The 16599-nt window shown below is 41.6% G+C and carries 15 protein-coding genes and 4 pseudogenes; 15 read left to right on the top strand and 4 right to left on the bottom strand.

The window, feature by feature from the left end; genetic code table 11:
• Positions 1 to 3: 3 nt before the first annotated feature.
• The 3 genes and pseudogenes from PRIP_RS09650 (at position 4) to PRIP_RS09640 (ending at position 2363) form a co-directional block, all read left to right on the top strand.
• A pseudogene (locus tag PRIP_RS09650) lies at positions 4 to 655 on the top strand (YcnI family copper-binding membrane protein).
• A 550-nt stretch (positions 656 to 1205) separates the two neighbouring features.
• Positions 1206 to 1868, top strand: a complete 663-nt coding sequence (locus PRIP_RS09645; RefSeq protein WP_036100997.1) for an MOSC domain-containing protein — start codon at positions 1206 to 1208, stop codon at positions 1866 to 1868.
• A 78-nt stretch (positions 1869 to 1946) separates the two neighbouring features.
• On the top strand, positions 1947 to 2363 hold the full coding sequence (locus PRIP_RS09640; protein WP_036100996.1) for a VOC family protein: 417 nt from the start codon (positions 1947 to 1949) through the stop codon (positions 2361 to 2363).
• 40 nt (positions 2364 to 2403) lie between these two features.
• Here the strand turns inward: PRIP_RS09640 and PRIP_RS09635 are convergent, their stop codons facing one another.
• Together PRIP_RS09635 and PRIP_RS09630 are read right to left on the bottom strand one after the other, a co-directional pair.
• Positions 2404 to 3117 carry a potassium channel family protein gene (locus PRIP_RS09635; RefSeq protein ID WP_277620090.1) on the bottom strand — a complete coding sequence of 238 codons (714 nt, stop codon included), beginning with the start codon at positions 3115 to 3117 and terminating at the stop codon, positions 2404 to 2406.
• Between the two features lie 92 nt (positions 3118 to 3209).
• Complete coding sequence (locus PRIP_RS09630; RefSeq protein WP_036100995.1) at positions 3210 to 4127, bottom strand: COX15/CtaA family protein; 918 nt, start codon at positions 4125 to 4127, stop codon at positions 3210 to 3212.
• 318 nt (positions 4128 to 4445) lie between these two features.
• Between PRIP_RS09630 and cyoE the strand changes: the two genes are divergently transcribed.
• From cyoE to PRIP_RS09595, 7 genes and pseudogenes are all read left to right on the top strand, one after another.
• Positions 4446 to 5354: a heme o synthase gene (gene cyoE, locus PRIP_RS09625; RefSeq protein WP_036100994.1), complete on the top strand. Its 909-nt coding sequence runs from the start codon at positions 4446 to 4448 to the stop codon at positions 5352 to 5354.
• A gap of 126 nt (positions 5355 to 5480) precedes the next feature.
• The gene (locus PRIP_RS09620; protein ID WP_036100993.1) at positions 5481 to 6533 is read left to right on the top strand and encodes a CAP domain-containing protein; all 1053 of its coding nucleotides are present in this window, start codon (positions 5481 to 5483) and stop codon (positions 6531 to 6533) included.
• A gap of 68 nt (positions 6534 to 6601) precedes the next feature.
• Entirely contained in the window at positions 6602 to 7051 is a 450-nt protein-coding gene (locus PRIP_RS09615; RefSeq protein WP_036100992.1) for a YlbF/YmcA family competence regulator, read from the top strand.
• An 18-nt stretch (positions 7052 to 7069) separates the two neighbouring features.
• On the top strand, positions 7070 to 7351 hold the full coding sequence (locus tag PRIP_RS09610; RefSeq protein WP_036064215.1) for a DUF2129 domain-containing protein: 282 nt from the start codon (positions 7070 to 7072) through the stop codon (positions 7349 to 7351).
• A 76-nt stretch (positions 7352 to 7427) separates the two neighbouring features.
• Positions 7428 to 8000, top strand: a complete 573-nt coding sequence (rsmD, locus tag PRIP_RS09605; protein ID WP_036100991.1) for a 16S rRNA (guanine(966)-N(2))-methyltransferase RsmD — start codon at positions 7428 to 7430, stop codon at positions 7998 to 8000.
• Complete coding sequence (gene coaD / locus PRIP_RS09600) at positions 7993 to 8484, top strand: pantetheine-phosphate adenylyltransferase (protein WP_036100990.1); 492 nt, start codon at positions 7993 to 7995, stop codon at positions 8482 to 8484. Before rsmD ends, coaD begins: the two co-directional genes overlap by 8 nt.
• A gap of 5 nt (positions 8485 to 8489) precedes the next feature.
• Positions 8490 to 9538 (top strand): annotated as a pseudogene (locus tag PRIP_RS09595) (SepM family pheromone-processing serine protease).
• Positions 9539 to 9552: 14 nt separating this feature from the next.
• On the opposite strand, the pseudogene PRIP_RS09590 reads toward PRIP_RS09595, so the two are convergent.
• Positions 9553 to 10751 (bottom strand): annotated as a pseudogene (locus PRIP_RS09590) (nucleotidyltransferase).
• Between the two features lie 398 nt (positions 10752 to 11149).
• On the opposite strand from PRIP_RS09590, the gene PRIP_RS09585 reads away from it, so the two are divergent.
• From PRIP_RS09585 to PRIP_RS09575, 4 genes and pseudogenes are all read left to right on the top strand, one after another.
• Positions 11150 to 11677, top strand: a complete 528-nt coding sequence (locus tag PRIP_RS09585; RefSeq protein ID WP_036100989.1) for a YceD family protein — start codon at positions 11150 to 11152, stop codon at positions 11675 to 11677.
• 96 nt (positions 11678 to 11773) lie between these two features.
• Positions 11774 to 11951 (top strand): annotated as a pseudogene (rpmF, locus tag PRIP_RS16770) (50S ribosomal protein L32).
• A 276-nt stretch (positions 11952 to 12227) separates the two neighbouring features.
• Positions 12228 to 13115, top strand: coding sequence for a 2-dehydropantoate 2-reductase (locus tag PRIP_RS09580; RefSeq protein ID WP_036100988.1), 888 nt, complete (start codon positions 12228 to 12230; stop codon positions 13113 to 13115).
• On the top strand, positions 13112 to 13495 hold the full coding sequence (locus PRIP_RS09575; protein ID WP_036100987.1) for a DUF3397 domain-containing protein: 384 nt from the start codon (positions 13112 to 13114) through the stop codon (positions 13493 to 13495). Before PRIP_RS09580 ends, PRIP_RS09575 begins: the two co-directional genes overlap by 4 nt.
• A gap of 3 nt (positions 13496 to 13498) precedes the next feature.
• On the opposite strand, the gene PRIP_RS09570 is transcribed toward PRIP_RS09575, so the two are convergent.
• Positions 13499 to 15229, bottom strand: a complete 1731-nt coding sequence (locus tag PRIP_RS09570) for an ABC transporter substrate-binding protein (RefSeq protein ID WP_077912972.1) — start codon at positions 15227 to 15229, stop codon at positions 13499 to 13501.
• A 100-nt stretch (positions 15230 to 15329) separates the two neighbouring features.
• On the opposite strand from PRIP_RS09570, the gene PRIP_RS09565 reads away from it, so the two are divergent.
• Positions 15330 to 16580 carry an MDR family MFS transporter gene (locus PRIP_RS09565; RefSeq protein ID WP_036100986.1) on the top strand — a complete coding sequence of 417 codons (1251 nt, stop codon included), beginning with the start codon at positions 15330 to 15332 and terminating at the stop codon, positions 16578 to 16580.
• The last annotated feature ends 19 nt before the right edge of the window (positions 16581 to 16599 follow it).

Genomic DNA, 16599 nt, shown 5'->3' with positions numbered 1-16599 from the left:
AAAATGAAAAAAGTAATCACGAGTTTGGTGGGTATTTTATTTTTAGTTGCGATGCCAGTTATTGCTAGCGCGCATGTGACAGTGGCACCAACGGAATCAACAACGGGAGCTTGGGAGACATATACAGTGAAAGTGCCGGTGGAAAAGGCTAGTGCGACGACGAAATTGGTCGTGAAGATGCCTGCAGGTGTGGAATTTCAGTCATATGAGCCTGTACCGGGATGGAATGTTATGGTGAATAAGGATAATGGAACTGTCACTTGGACGGCGACAGGGAGTGGCATTTTGAATGGGCAATTTCAGCGATTTAGTTTTGTAGCACAGAATCCAGAGAAAAGTGGTTCGGTCAATTGGGGATGCGTATCAGTATTATGCGGACGGCTCGATTGTGGAATGGACGGGAGATGCTTCGGCAGACTATCCGCACTCGACAACGACACTTTCAAAGGCTACATCGGAGAGTGCAACGGATTCCCACGGTAAGAAAACAGAAACAACGACAGATGCAACCGAAACGGCAAAAGATAATAGTGTATCAGCAGTGCAATGGGTAACGTTAGGTGTTTCAATCGTTGCATTACTAATCGCGATCTGGTCATTAATTCGCAAACGCAAAAATTTAAAAAAGAAATACAAATACATGAAGCCATGGTAAAGTCAGACTGTAGAAAAATTATATTTTAAATAAAAAACAGTTTATGCTTTCAAACCTCAGCGTATCAAAAATTGCTTAGTTTCTGGATATGGACTATCTCTTCACTCTGATTAGGTTTATACTAGAACTGTGTACTTATGCACATCAAACATTTCCAATAAAAATGAGTCTTTGTCTGCAGTGAGATGAGTATGGGTAATTTTGTAATATAATCATTTCTTTTTTTCAGAATTTGGGTTGTTAGTGCCATCAAAACATGTAAAAAAACATGCGAAAACTGTTTTTTCGTGGATTTAGTGTAGAGCGCATGTAATATTTTGCTTCTAATTTTTATCGAATTGTATGTTTTTTTAACTGGAAATGAAGCGGGGAGCCGTTTTGATGTGCAACTTATGCTAATTGCAAGGCTGTTGCGAGCGTAAATCACCTTTATTTAGATAATTGTCTGAATTGTGAAGGTCACGACGAATAAAATGTAAATATACGACGTCAGAGCTTGAAAGTTTCGGCGTTTTTTTTGTTAAATTGAAAGCATCAGAGGGGTGAATACATGGTTGGGAAAATTGTAGGGCTAGCAATTGGTGAACCAAAAGAAATGGCAATTGGTAGAAATCGGACAATGATGACGGGAATTATGAAGCAACAAGTTCCAAAAGCAATGCTGACGCAATACGGCTTTGTCAATGACGCATCGCATGATTTAAAACATCATGGTGGCGTGGATCGGACGGTCTGTATTTATCCGGCGGAGCATTATGCAAGATGGAATGAACAATTTCAGATTACATTGCCAGATGCTGCATTTGGTGAGAATTTAACGGTCACTGGCTTGCTAGAAAAAGATGTTTGTATTGGTGATGTTTTTCGAGTTGGTGGAGCGATTATTCAAGTTACGGAAGCCAGAAATCCATGTAGTACAATTGGGAAACGTAATGAGTTATCTGAATTATTCAAAGAGGTAAGGAACACGGGCTATACTGGATATCTTTGCCGAACAATTGAAGTCGGTGAAATTCAATTGGGTGATGAATTAATCTGTCTGGAACGTCCAGATGATCTTGTGACAGTTGCTTTTTGTCATGATAAAGTTTTGCACGGACAAGGTACGGTAGATGATTTAATTCGTATTTTAGAAGTGGAGGCGTTGGCGGAACGTTATCGGTTTGATGTGGAGACACGCCTAATTAATCTTGTAGATGGCATTGTACTGTAGGCTACTTCTTTTTACGTGGCTTTTGTTATAGTCACCTAGAATGGAAGCGCTATAAACTAATCGAAAGTAGGAATGAACATGACTCTAGGGGTATATATTAATTTGAAAACAGAAGCGCGTGAGGCAATCGCTTTTTACGGGGCGATTTTTGGGTCAACTTGTGAGGACTTAATGACTTACGGTTCCATTGATCATGGCGATGAGTTTCCGATGGATGAGGCGACGAAAGAATTAGTAATGAATGCAAGTATTCAAATCGAAGGACAGACGGTGATGTTCTCTGATACGCCAGCATTTATGTCAGAACTTATTCGTGGCAATAATGTCACACTTGTGTTGGAGACAACAGATGGCGATAAGTTGACGCGCTATTTTGATGCGTTGTCTGAGGGGGCGACCAAAATTATGCCGTTACAACAAACGTTTTGGTCAGAAAAGTTTGGACAATTAACAGATAAATACGGTGTTGGTTGGTCCTTTAATTTAACGAAATAACAAACAAAAAAGCAGGCTGTGAGCTAGAAACGCAGTCTGCTTATTTTAATTCTTTTTTGGAATGGAGAAAAGTTTCGATGATGGTTATCTCGGACTCTGTGAGTGGGCCAACTTGTTCGATGCTTTTGGTTACTTTAGAAATTTTTTCGGAGCTATCTAGTTGTTTTCGTTTGCTTGTCATATAGGTGCGGATGGTGGAAATAAGGGCGCCAATGAAGCCGATTCCAAATAGCATGAGGAAAATCGCAAGTGTTCGGCCGATAGTAGTAACTGGCACGATATCTCCGTAGCCGACTGTTGTTGTAGTGACGATGGAAAACCATAAGGCGTCAGGATAATCCTTTATGCCGGGTTCAATGAAAATAAGTGGAATTGGAATCACAATTAATGTAATAACGAGTGCATTGACCATACGATTAAAGCCATTGGTGCGCAAAAAACTATACAAAGGCACGACATAACGTTTTCCCATAGCGGTTAGGCGCAGAATTCGGAATAAACCAACGATACGTGCGAGACGGAATAGATTATATAATGGTAAAATGGCAATCAGTTCGAATAAATGTGTTTTGATGTACTCCTTCTTATCTTTTGCTCGAATCAGTCTTGCAAAATAATCGACAACGAAAACAGCCCAAATAAGGCCATTAAGAATGTTCACGGCTTTTGTTTGAATTGGGATTGTCAAGACGGAAATCAAGATTAGCAAAAACATGAAGAGCTCATATATAATTGTTCGAAGCGGTGCTTTCAACGTTTAATCGCCTACTTTCTTTTTGTACATAATCTTCATTCTAACATAAAAAACAGCCAAATTCACAAATGAGTTTGACTGTTCTTTCTCAATTATTTTATTTTGAGACGATTTTGTTTGCTACGGCTGGCGAGTAGGCAAAGGTAAGTCATTAGAGCAAACATCATCGTGATGATAAGACTGTGTGCTAAAGCAACGTATAAATTGATATTTGTAATGACTGACAGGATGCCGGTTAAGGCCTGCGCGGCTACGAAAATAATTTCAAGAACCATCGCGTACTTTAATACACGGTAATGGCTGTACTCGCGGAAAACAATCCAAGTAACGTATAAAATCCAAACAACGAGAATGAGTGCTGCTAATCGGTGTAAATATTGAACGTAATCTTGAACGGATGTTGGCATCACGAACGAACCGTTTTCAAACGGCCATGCAGGAACAGCTAGACTCGCTTTTTCGTGGCGAACGAGGGCTCCAGTGTAGACTGCAATGTAGGTATAAATTGTTAGTAAATAGAGATTGACCTTTAGCTTTGTACCAATGACCATGTTGCGAGCATCGAACTTATTATCTACTTCGAAAATGAGCAGACAGAGGAGTACGATAGCCGCGTAACAAATAATAGAAATACCGAAATGTAAGGCCATGATGTAGGGATTTTGTCCCCACATAACAGCAGCGGCGCCCATAAATGCCTGTAAGACAAGGAAAGCAACAGCGATGATTGCAAGTGGCTTTGTTTCGCGACGATCTTTAATATAAATCCACGCACAAATTGCCAAAACGATAACGAAAATCGAGCTAATTCCTGTCGTTAGCCGGTGCATAACTTCGATTATTTTTTGTGGAGTGATGTCTGTTAGGCGGACAAATTGACCGTTACATAGTGGCCAAGTATTGCCACATCCATCAGCTGAACCGGTTTTTGTCACGAGTGCGCCACCGAACACAACAAATGTCATGCAGAGAATTGTCAGGACGGACCAGACTTTTAGAAATTTTTTCATGTTTTTCTTGTTTCCCCCTTAGATATGTATTAATTCAAAACTGAGCAATGTTTTTGTGTATAGGCATGCGTTTTTTAATTGCACAACTATTATTCTAACCTGTTTATTGGCGTAAGTAAAGGGTGTGGCTTGTGAAAATGGAGGTGATTAAAAGTTGTGGAAAGGGTTTTTCTTGTATAAATGAAGCTCAAATGGTTGACAATTAGGGTGTTTATTTCCGATAATGGGTAAGATGAGATTTATAGAAAGATTGTGAAAAAACAAGCAATCTTATGTGAAGAATTTCTAATGCGCACAGAATTTAAGGGGGAAATACGAGTGAATCAAATGGAAAAGACAGCAAAGGTTGATGTTGCTGCTAAGTTCACTGTGAAAGATTTTACGGAGCTTGTGAAGATAGGGATTGTTAATTCTAACACGATTACTGCCTTCACGGGAATGTGGCTTGCTTTTCAGTTAACAGGTGTTTCATTTATGCAGAATTTGGACGTGCTGATTTTTACGATTTTAGGATCGGGGATGGTCGTAGCGGCGTCCGGAGCGTTTAATAACGTGATTGACCGCGATATCGATGGTATCATGGAACGAACGAAAAATAGACCGACAATGACCGGCAAAATTTCTGGTAAACGAGCGTTACTTATTGCTGCAGCGCTTGGTGTTGTCGGGGAAGCATTATTGTTTATGACGACTTGGCAAGCGGGTACAATTGGTTTAATCGGGATCTTCTTATATGTTGTTGTTTACTCGATGTGGGCAAAGCGTAAACTTGTGAGCAATACAGTTATTGGTAGTTTTTCTGGGGCTGTACCGCCGCTTATTGGATGGTTTGCAGTTGAGCCTAGCTTTAGCGCTGTGCCGATTATGTTGTTCTTAGTTATGTTTTGTTGGCAACCACCGCATTTTTATGCAATTGCGATTAAGCGGAAAGAAGAATATGCGGCAGCGGGAATTCCGATGCTTCCAGTTGTAAAAGGTATTGAACGGACGAAATGGAGTACGTTGTTTTGGGTGGTGTTACTGACAATCTTGCCATTTTTCATGTGGGAATTAGGTTTGGTATACGTGATTCTGGCAACGGTATTAAATGTAATTTGGTTAGCTATTTGTTTCTATGGATTCAAAATGGAAGACAGCATGAAGTGGGCACGTATTAGTTTTGTATACTCGATTAATTATATGACGATTTTATTCGTATCTATGGTTATTATTGGCGTGTTCTTATAATTGTTTGGAACCTGATCTGCTTTATGATCAGGTTTTTCTATTGTAATATAATTTGTTTTTCTACTAGTATTTTTGGGGAAAAGCCGATACAATAGAGTATGGTAGCATGAAGGAGTGCAGAAATATATGCGATTTATTTTACGTACATTGGCTGTCGTAGTGATTTGTTTATTTATTGGTTACTACACAGATTTATTTTTTGAGAAGCCTACAGAGGTCAATTCTGTTGATGATAAAGCAGTGCAACAAGGAAATGTGGATGAAAATAAGACGGACGATGGTAAGGCAAAAGTGGAGAATCAAGAAAGTCTGGCTGTTTATGTGAATAAAGATGTGGCGGTTTTGGAGAAGCGGTACGGTGCTCCTAAACGGAAAGATGCGACGCCATATGGGTATCAGAATTATATTTTTCATCGGTCGGACGGGCAATATATGCAGGTCGGTGTGCTGCATAATCGGGTGCAGACGATTTATGCGCTCGGTGAGGACTTGCCGCTAAAACCGTTTGATATTGGTATGGATACAGAGAAAGTATTTTTGAATATGAAATTACAGTCGGAAATTACGTTTAATTACCAAGATAATTATTATCGTTTTGAGTTGTCAGAAGATGAGCTCAATATCCGTCCGCTGATTAGTTTAGGTGGCGGGGTGTATGCGCAAGTTAATTTCGATAAGTTTGAGTCGAAAGTGATTAGTATCCGGTATTTTAATAAGTTAGCGTTGATTAAGATGCATCCGTATGAAATGACGTATCAAGGCGATATTTTTAAGGATAAGGTGACGGACGCGCAGTGGGACGCGATTGATAAGGCGTCGGATCAGCAAGTATTTGATATTACAAATATTTTCCGAAAGCGTTATGATGCGGGAGCACTGGTTTGGAATGAGCGCGTGGCAGAAGTGGCATTTGGGCACAGTGTGGATATGCAGCAGAACAATTACTTTGACCATGATTCGCCGAAATATGGTTCGCTTGCTGATCGGATGAACCGGGCGGGCATTGATTATCAGAAGGTAGCCGAGAATATTGCGTCTAATTATTTAGATGGCCCAGCGGCTGTAGAAGGCTGGTTGAACTCGGCTGGGCACCGTAAGAATCTGCTTGATAAGAGCTTTACGGATATTGGTTCTGGAACTTATCGGAAGTTTTACACGCAGAACTTCTTGCAAAAATAAGGCGCTTTTTGTGAAATCGTGTTATAATGAACCGTGTTATCGATTTACGATGGAAAGAAGGTGGCAAGATGCTTGCTACGATGGAAAATTTGGCATTGTTAGATTTGTCAGATGATCTTGCATCGATGATTTTAGAGTCGGCGGAGGCGGAGCGTTACCGTGTATGTCTTTCCCAAATGACGAATAGTTTACAAACACAGCAGCGTATCGAACGCTTAGCAAAAATAAAAGAGCAGTATGATGAAGTGCAACGTTTTGGGCGCTATCATCCAGACTATAAAGAAGTGAATCGCTTGGCTCGTCAGTATAAGCGCGAAGTGGATATGGATGAACATGTCGCAGCGTTTCGGCAAGCAGAGATGGATTTACAAAGCTTACTCGATGAAATCAGTTTCATTTTGGCAGGAGCCGTCTCGGAAAATATTAAAGTTCCTACGGGAAATCCGTTTTTTGAAACGAAATCGGCTTGTTCCACTGGGGGATGTGGCAGTGGCGGCGGTTGTGGCTGCTCTGCTTAAAGAAAGGGGAAATAAGCAATGGAGAATGAACGCCAATCGATTATCATTTGGATGAATCATTTGAAGCAAGTGCGTTCTTTAAAGCGTTTTGGAAATGTGCATTATGTTTCTCGAAAATTGAAATATGCGGTGCTTTATTGCGATATGGTGGACGTGGAAGAGATTTCAGCCAAGTTATCGCGATTCCACTATGTGAAACGTGTGGAATTATCGTATCGGCCGTTCTTAAACACCGAATACGAATCGAAGAAAGACATGAAGTTTCGTGACCGCATGGAAGACGTACAAATTAGTATTTAATAATTGTCGCGGCATGATTCGACCTCGGTTTTTGAGGTTGGGTTATGCTGTTTTATGTTTTAAGGAGGGTACATAAATGCGAGTGATTGCAGGGAGCAGGAAGGGCCATTCACTAAAGGCTGTTCCAGGAACGAATACAAGGCCAACGACGGATAAAATTAAAGAGTCGCTGTTTTCGATGATTGGGCCGTTTTTTGATGGTGAGAAGGTACTCGATTTGTTTGCTGGAAGTGGCGGATTAGGGATAGAAGCGCTGAGCCGTGGGGCTTCGGAGTGTGTGTTTATTGATCAGGCACAGGTGGCGATTAAGACGGTGCATTGGAATGTGTCGGCGTGTCATTTGGAGGACCAAGCGCATATTTTTCGAAATGAGGCAAAACGAGCGCTGAAAGTTTTGGCAAAAAATGAATGGGCGTTTGATTTGGTTTTTCTCGATCCGCCGTACAAGAAACAGCAGCTGGAGCAGTTGATGGAGTCTTTGGACGCGCTTGGGCTTGTGAATGAGGACGCGCTTGTTGTGTGTGAGCACGATGCGGATGCGGTATTGCCAGAAGCGATTGCAGGATTCAAGAAGTTTCGCGAGGAGCGTTATGGTATTACAGTACTTTCGCTATTTGAATATGTGAAGGAAGTGTCTGGAAATGAATAAGATTGCGGTTTGTCCGGGAAGTTTTGATCCGATTACGAATGGGCATTTGGATATTATTAAGCGTGCTGCAAAAGTTTTTGATGTGTTGTATGTGGCAGTTTTGAATAATTCGTCGAAGAAGTCGTTGTTTGATGTGGAGGAGCGGATTTATTTGATGGAGCAGGTGACGAAGCATTTGCCAAATGTTCGCGTGGAGAGCGCTTCTGGGTTGCTTGTGGACTATGCGAAGGAAAAGGAAGCCGACGTGATTGTGCGCGGATTGCGTGCGATTAGTGATTTTGAATATGAAATGCAGATTACATCGATGAACCGTGTGTTGGATGATCATATCGAGACGTTTTTCATTATGACGAGTTCGCAGTATTCGTTTTTAAGTTCGAGTATTGTGAAAGAAGTTGCGCAGTACAATGGTAATATTGCTGAATTGGTGCCGCCAGTCGTGCATCAGGCATTGCTAGATAAACTAGGAATACAGGAGAAATAAGCATGATTAGACGAAATTGGAAAAAACTTTTAGCTGGGCTTATTGTTTTAGTTTTGGTAGTAGCGTTCTTTGTACCGCTTCCATACTATGTGACGAGGCCTGGTAGTGCAGATAAATTAGATCCGTTTGTGTCAGTGGAAGGGTATTCGAGTAATGGCAAGGGTGTGTTTCGGTTAGTGACGATTGCTATGGGACAGGCTAATATTTATTCTTACTTAGCGGCGAAAGTGTTGCCGTATCAGGAGCTTGAGAAAGAATCCGATGTTCGTGGGGAAAATGAAACGGATGAGGAATACAATGTTCGTCAATTATCACTCATGAACCAATCGAAAAACAATGCGATTCAAGTAGCGTATAAAGCGGCGGGAAAATCGGTGAAAGTGGAGTACCGCGGTGTTTATGTACTTAGCGTCATGCCGGATGCACCAGCTGCGAAATACCTTGCCGCTGGAGATTTGATTACGGCAATTGACGGAAAATCCTTTGCGTCTAGCGCTGAATTTATTAAATACGTACGTAGCAAAAAGGTCGGAGATAAAGTGGAAGTGAGCTACAAACATGAAGGTAAATCGGAGAAAGCGTCGATTGAATTGATTGATATTGATAAAAAAGGGACACCCGGAATTGGCATTTCACTCGTCGATGATCAGAAGCTAGTAACCGACCCGAAAATCAAGATTGATTCTGATAAAATTGGTGGGCCTTCTGCGGGTCTCATGTTTACATTAGAAATTTATAATCATTTCGGTGATACGGACTGGACGAAAGGACGTAACATCGCGGGCACAGGAACGATCGATGTTGACGGAAATGTCGGCAGAATTGGCGGGATTGACCAAAAAATTGTCGCGGCAGATCGTGCGGATGCAGAAATTTTCTTCGCGCCAGATGATACAGTAACTGCAGAGCTAAAAAAAAAGTGGAACCGGGCGCTGTAAGCAATTACGAAGAAGCAGTGAAAACAGCCAAAGCTATCGATTCGAAAATGAAAGTGGTTCCTGTGAAGACGTTCCAAGATGCGCTGGATTACTTAAAAACATTGAAAGAAAAATAAAGATAAAAAAATCCTTAGTCGCGTTGATTAAGGATTTTTCGGTAGATAGGAGTTTGGAAGTCTCGTTGTATTTGGTCGGACAATGTTGGTGCAAGAGAATAGAGTTGGGTTGCACGAATGTCGTTTTGAATAAGGGCAGGGTTAGCCTTGGACATTGTACTCACGAGTGGTAATGGTATTTCTTTTTTGATATGGCTTAAATAGCGTTGACCAGTTGATGACATGCCAAGAATACGGATGTAATTCTGAGGTGGGGCTTCTGTTTTTTGCTGTTGCATGATGATTTGTAAGGCAGTTCGCTGGATGCGCGACTTGCTGTAGCGCTTGGTGACCGTCCAAATCAAGAAATCCTCGAAGTTATCGGCATGCAGGGCGGCTTTTTGTAGTCGATTTTCGATCCCTTCTGTGATGCCGCGAATTTGTTGAAGCTGTTCGGTTGATGAGGTGATAAGTTGGTATTTTAATAATGGCCAGAAATGATGCCATGCCGCGAAATCATGTGTGTTTTGATAGTTTTGTAAGAGGCGATATGTGGTTTCAGGAACATATTGCTGAACAGCTATTAAATCACCTTTTAAAAGTATGTGACGAATTGATGTGGCGCTTGCGACGGTGTGGTGGGACGGTGAATCGTCGTGGTAGGCTGCATTTTGGCGTTTCATTGTTGCATGGTGATTGGAACTTGTTGACTGAGTGCGGCAAGTGCGTAGTGAAAGCCTAAAATATTATTAGGTTGTGTTAAATCAAGCTCTAAATCGGGCGCTAGCTCGTGAATTGCCAAATTCCACGCTGTAGCATAGCTATGTCTCTTATCGTCCAAATATCGACGGATAGCTACCTTAAACGCATTGCTTTGCCCAGAGATTATGCCAGCTGCATTTGAAAAACTTTTTACATCACCATTTTCGCTTCCGAAAAAAATTGAGGAAACCCCGAGCGCCGCCAAAATTTCCACAGCACCATTCGCAAAAATTGCCGCTTGTTGTGTTGCGAAATAAAAAGGAAGCTCAACGACTAAATCAATGCCAGCATCGACAGCCATTTTTGTTCGCTCCCATTTTGGCAGTAAAGCAGGTTCACCGCGCTGCAAGAAAGAACCGCTCATCACCGCAATGATGACCTCTGCGCCAGTTTGCTTTTTAGCTTCGTTCAGATGTAGTAAATGTCCATTATGAAAGGGATTGTACTCCACAATAAGTCCTGTTGCTTTCATTATTCATCACTCCATGTCACAATAATACTAAGTGCATCGACAAATACACATTTTCGTCGTAAAAAAATCCGTTCCGGCGCTTCTACGCAATTGCTACACATAACTTTTCGCATGGTCGGGGAAACGACTCTCTCCTTGTTTTCAGTCATTATGTACAAGTCATAAACGCCACGCAGGTACTCATTTTTGCGTAGGCACTAAGCATTTGTCAATACACTTAGGTTTGGCAAACTCAGTCGAATTTGGAGGTAAAAGTAGAGTTTTTTCGTCTGCCGCTTCGAATATCTATACCATACCACAAAATCGCGCATGATAACATAGTTCGTTAGAGAAATAGGGATTGACAAAAGGCTTAGAAAAGTCTATAATATTTTTTGTTGCGCTTGGAGTGATAAACTATGAAATGGTCATTAATTCAGCTACAGAAATATCGTGGCAAAAGGATACCTTTGGAACAAGAAATGGATGTAACGACTTACTTGAAGGAACATAATCATGATGTCAGAGATGCAAGTCTTGTGCGGGTAACTGGAGATATTGCGGTTCGTCAAGATAGTGTTGTGATTCGCCTCGTTTTGGATGGAACTTTTACATTGCCGTGTGCGAGAACATTTGAAGATGTTATTTATCCATATCATATCGAATCGGTGGAAACGTATGTGGATAAAGAGGAGAACGTGCTCGATGAAATGCACCACATGATGGATGGTGACAAGATTGATGCGTTGCCAGTAGTGGAAGAACTGCTTTTGTTAGAAATTCCGATGCAAGTTTACAGCGATAATGTAGAAAATGCGTTGTCAGAAGGTAAGGATTGGAATGTCATAACAGAAGAAGAACTGGAGCAACAAGCAATACAAGAAGAACCAAAAGTTGATCCTCGTCTTGCGGGATTAGCTGATTTCTTTGATAAGAAAGAGGACTAATTCTAAGAGCTGGAATATATTTTAAGAGAAGAGATTTTCTTAAATGGATTGTGATTAATGGAGATATCCGTTATATCACGAAGGAGGTGTATGGAAATGGCAGTACCTTTTAGAAGAACATCCAAAACAAAAAAAACGCAAGCGTCGTACGCACTTCAAATTACAAGTGCCTGGTATGGTAGAATGCCCGAATTGTGGCGAGTACAAACTTTCTCACCGTGTTTGTCCTGAATGTGGTCAATATAACGGTAAAGAAGTAGTAGAAAGCAACTAATTGCGTGAACAAACAGGCGATACGTACGTCTGTCAAATAAAAAACCAGAAGATGCCATGGATCTTCTGGTTTTTTGTTTTTCCTAGGGGTGTAGATCATAAGCGTAGTAACTCGGCGACAAGCGCTCAATTGGTGTGAAGCAGGATTTTTCGTCTTACCCAAAAATAATTAAATGGTCGGGTGGTTTAACTTTTTTCTATTAAGTTCATTAAAAAATGCAAAATAGAGGGCAGTTTGTTAGAATAGATATATCGTGATTGGGAAGAGGTGAAGCTTGTGGCTTACAGGATTGGTATTATTGGTGCGGGTGCTTTGGGGCTTTTGTATGCTGGGTTGTTAAGTGCGAAAGTGTATACGCGTACTGTGGAACAGGCGGATTTGATTAGCGCGCGTGGTGGTGTTACGGTAATTCAGGATGGATGTGAGGCACGTGTTTCTGTCCAAGCAATGCCAGTTCAAGAGGCGGATTTTGAGACGCTTGATTTGGTGATTTTCACGGTGAAGTCGTATCAGTTGCCGGATTTGGCGGAGATGGTTCGGGAGATTCCGACGCAGATGCCGCTGTTGTTTTTGCAAAATGGAATTGGGCACTTGGAGTGGTTGGAGAGCTTAGGGCATGAGACGATTTTGGTCGGAACTTGTGAACATGGGGCTGGAAAATTGGACGGAGCTAGTGTGGAATGGCGTGGTGTAGGACGGACGAATTGGGCAGTTTTTCGTGGCAATTTGGAGGCTGGATTGCGTGATTTCTTGACGGGACAAACCGGGTTTCCTTTTGTCGAAAAGTCTGATTTTGAAGCGATGTTGTATGATAAGCTACTAATAAATGCTGTGGTGAATTCGCTGACGGCTGTTTTGGGCGTGCGCAATGGTGCGTTGATACATAATGTATTTTTTTATGGGTTATTTGAAAAATTTGGTCGCGAGGTTGCGGATGTGTTGATGCGTGATGAGCAGTGGCTTGAACGGCTAACTGGGGTTTGCGAGGCTACGGCGATGAATTATTCTTCGATGGCGACGGATGTGATGGAGAAGCGGCGAACGGAGATTGATAGCATTTTAGGGACAGTGATTCGTTTGGGGAAACAGCAAGGGAAGGACGCGCTGATTTCGGAGATTTTATATGCTCAAGTGAAAGGGCTAGAAGGAGAGTACTTACAGTGAATTGGTTGACGAATGTGACGGCGCTTGTTATTGTGGCGCCTGTGCTTATTTTTACGATAACATTTATGGTGACGCAATACATGACGAAAAGAACGCCAAAAGCGGTGAAACGAAGTGCGGATGTGACGACGTTTTTCCTGATTTTGGCGGTGCATTTCTTCATGATTATTTTGTTTGATCGCTCGTTTTTGTTGTATATTTTATTGTTGTTATTCTTGGTGGGAATTGCCTTTGTAGCGCTGTACGCGAAGTCGCAAGGAGAAATTAATTTTCGCAAAGTAATTCGTGGTTACTGGCGCATTTGTTTCTTTACGTTTGCAATTTTGTATTTGTTATTGTTCGTTTATGGCATTATCAAAAGTATTTTTCTCGTTTTGTGAGGTTTATTTGATCCACAATGATTTGAAATTGAGGTGGCCGTAGAGATGTTTTTCTTCGGTTTGAATCATGGAATGAATTTGTTGGTGTTTGGTGATGTGTTCCATGAATAAGAGCAAGTGATTATCGCGGATGTAGCTTTCGACTTGGTCATATACGGCGTAACGGTCTTTCTGATTTTTGAATTGTCTTGCTTGTTGCAGCAATGTCTCGATATGCGCGAGGTCCTCTTTGGCTAAATAGCGTTGTGGTGCTAAATTTGGATTGCTATAAAAGTCCATGAAGGCTACTTCGATGTCATAAGACGGAACATCGCCACCCATGCTCATATCGATGTCATCGAACAACATTTTATCGTAAAATTGGGAGCTTAAATCAATAATACGCAATTGGAGTTGAATGCCGAATTTGGCGGCGTGTGCGACGAGCCATTTTCCTTGTTGGACTGTTTTTACGTGTGAGAAGACAGCAAATTGTAGCGGTTCGCCGTTATAGTTTGCTTTTTTTAATAGGGTTTTGATTTTGCGCTGGTCTCGTTGTTGGGGTTTGGAGTTCCGGATGAAGTAGCTGGAGGCTTCGACGTTTTCGATGTCTTCCAATGCTTGTAACATATCTTTTGGATTTAAAGCGTGAAACATAGCTTCGCGAAAAGCGGGGTGGCGTGCGAATAGACAATGTTCGAAATGGAAGGTGATGATATTGACACCATAGTCTTTTGCGGCATAGTCGGTGTAGTCCTCGCTTTCTTCGTTACCAAGGTGCGTAATGACTGCCATCGGTCTTCGCTGATTTTCAACGAGCCAAAATTCAATCCGATCAAGCAGTGGCCGTTCTAGGAAATAATTATCAAAGGCTTCTAGTACGAGCTTTTTTGGTGTTCGTTCGACGATTTTGAAAGCACCGGTACTAACCCATTTATATTCATCAAAAGGAACATCATACGGTAAAATGACGAGGGCGCCTAAACAAAGGTAGCGGATAAAAAATGGATTAGGTTTACGAAGTTGGATTGTAATTTTGTAATTGGATGGGCGTTCGATTTGTTGGATATCGTTTAGTTGCCAGTAAGCCACGGTGCCTTTTTGCATCGCTTTTTCAAGAGTGTGTTGGACGTCTTGGCTCGTTAAGGTGCGGCCGTGATGGAAGCGGATGCCTTTTCGTAAGTAGAATGTCCACGTAGTATGATTGTTCTCGGATGTCCAGTAGTGCGAGATGCACGGTTTTATTGTTTGATTCGTAGCGTCGAATTGGACGAGCGGATCGCCGAGTTGGGTCAGCAAGGAACTTTCCATATTGATGGCGGTATGCAACGGGTCTAAAACGCTGAATGGGCGGGCGATGATGGAGCGAAGTACGTCTTGGTCATTGTCTTTACTTTGCAGACCGAAAAGTTCGTTGATTTGGCTTGAAACGGCATTAAACCAGTCGCGCGGAATATTGAGTTGTAGCAAAATGAGCAATTTATCTAAGTTTTCCTGTTCTACTGCGATACGAATAAATTGATCGATTTCGTCTTGGAAGTCTTGCGAGAAAGTAAGCTTCGACATGTTGCCACGCCCAATTCCGGGTTCATAGACACACAAAGATTGCGCCTGATATTGCTTTAGCTTACGTTTCGCATTTTTCGTGCTGCATTTCCACAAATCGGCGAGCTGCTGTAACATAAAAGGAACACTGTTCGCTGTTTGTCGCTCGAATAAAAACGCGCGCATTTCGTAGTACTGCATATCTTGCATTGGAATAACCTCCTAACACTAAAAGGGGACAAAAAAAATTATAAGTATCCCTTTTTCCTCTTTTTAAAACTAGTTATACTATGTTTAGGAGGTGAAGTCAATGTTTAAAGAGTTACACCCGAACATTAAAGCGCGGATTGCGATTTCGTTTTTAAGTAAGTTAGCCAGTTCAATGATTTTTCCGTTTATGGCAATCTATTTTTCGAAAGAGATTAATGTGGGGATTGCAGGTATTTTGTTGATGCTCAATATTGTAGTTCAGTTTGTAGCTAGTATTTATGGAGGGCATTTAGCGGATCATATCGGACGACGCAAGCTGATGGTTTGGGGCGAATGGATGAAGGTTGTTGGCTTTGCGGTAATGCTTTTGGTGAATTCGCCGTTGTTTGCTTCACCTTGGATTACATTTTTAGCATTGCTGCTTATTGCCGTTTCACAAGGCATGGCGGTTCCAGCAAGTGATGCGATGTTGATTGATGTTAGCACGCGCGAGGTCAGGGCGTTTATGTATTCGATTAATTACTGGGCGAATAATTTGTCGGTTACGATTGGCGTTGTCATTGGTGGTTGGCTCTTCCAAAGCTATTTATTTGAAATGTTGATTGCATTGCTAGTGCTTTCGTTAATTACAACTTGGCTGACGATTGCTTTGATTTCAGAAACGCTTGATTTCAGTACGATACAGGCGACAGATACGATTGGTTTGAAAAGTTTGCTGCGAAGTTATCGGAAAATTATGTATGATTTTCGTTTTTTACTTTTTACGCTTGGTGGCATTGCGGTGTTATCGATTGAGTTTCAGCGGAATAACTTTATTTCTGTTCGGCTGGCCGATGTTTTTCCGCCAGGTTTGTATTCTCTATTCGGTTTTTCGGATATATTTTTTGACGGTATAAAATTGCTTAGCGTGTTGACGCTTGTGAATACGTTGATGATTGTCTTGTTCACAGCACCATTTGCAAAATGGATTCGCCATCGTGAGTTGCAAAAATGGATGTATGTAGGATTTGGTCTTTTTGCGATTGGGTTTGCCATTTGTGCGGTGACGGATAGTATTTGGGTATTATTTGGTGCGACAGTCGTATTATCGGTTGGGGAATTGCTCTATGTGCCAACGCGTCAGACGATTTTGGCAGACATTGTGGATGAGCGAATGCGCGGGACGTATATGGCATTTAACGGCTTTGTATTTCAAATTGGAAAATTAATCGGTGCTGGGAGTTTAATTTTCGCGCCGTACATTGGGAAGTATGGGATGGGCGTGTTTATCTTGCTGTGCGGTGCCGTTGGAATTATGCTAACGTCAATAGCTCTTAAGCCAAAAACGGTCAGTGTGAAGCAAGAGTTATAATGAAAGAGACATTTACCAC

The sequence above is a fragment of the Paenilisteria riparia FSL S10-1204 genome (genome assembly GCF_000525995.1).
Taxonomy (GTDB): domain Bacteria; phylum Bacillota; class Bacilli; order Lactobacillales; family Listeriaceae; genus Listeria_A; species Listeria_A riparia.
The sequence above is the reverse complement of the archived record's forward strand: the minus strand, read 5'-3'. Positions and strand labels throughout refer to the sequence as shown.

Bases quoted from the DNA above. Each gene is read 5' to 3' on its own strand.
- PRIP_RS09645 (WP_036100997.1), top strand. From the start codon at position 1,206: ATGGTTGGGAAAATTGTAGGGCTAGCAATTGGTGAACCAAAAGAAATG.
- PRIP_RS09640 (WP_036100996.1), top strand. From the start codon at position 1,947: ATGACTCTAGGGGTATATATTAATTTGAAAACAGAAGCGCGTGAGGCA.
- PRIP_RS09630 (WP_036100995.1), bottom strand. From the start codon at position 4,127: ATGAAAAAATTTCTAAAAGTCTGGTCCGTCCTGACAATTCTCTGCATG.
- PRIP_RS09620 (WP_036100993.1), top strand. From the start codon at position 5,481: ATGCGATTTATTTTACGTACATTGGCTGTCGTAGTGATTTGTTTATTT.
- PRIP_RS09615 (WP_036100992.1), top strand. From the start codon at position 6,602: ATGCTTGCTACGATGGAAAATTTGGCATTGTTAGATTTGTCAGATGAT.
- PRIP_RS09610 (WP_036064215.1), top strand. From the start codon at position 7,070: ATGGAGAATGAACGCCAATCGATTATCATTTGGATGAATCATTTGAAG.
- rsmD (WP_036100991.1), top strand. From the start codon at position 7,428: ATGCGAGTGATTGCAGGGAGCAGGAAGGGCCATTCACTAAAGGCTGTT.
- coaD (WP_036100990.1), top strand. From the start codon at position 7,993: ATGAATAAGATTGCGGTTTGTCCGGGAAGTTTTGATCCGATTACGAAT.
- PRIP_RS09585 (WP_036100989.1), top strand. From the start codon at position 11,150: ATGAAATGGTCATTAATTCAGCTACAGAAATATCGTGGCAAAAGGATA.
- PRIP_RS09570 (WP_077912972.1), bottom strand. From the start codon at position 15,229: ATGCAAGATATGCAGTACTACGAAATGCGCGCGTTTTTATTCGAGCGA.
- PRIP_RS09565 (WP_036100986.1), top strand. From the start codon at position 15,330: ATGTTTAAAGAGTTACACCCGAACATTAAAGCGCGGATTGCGATTTCG.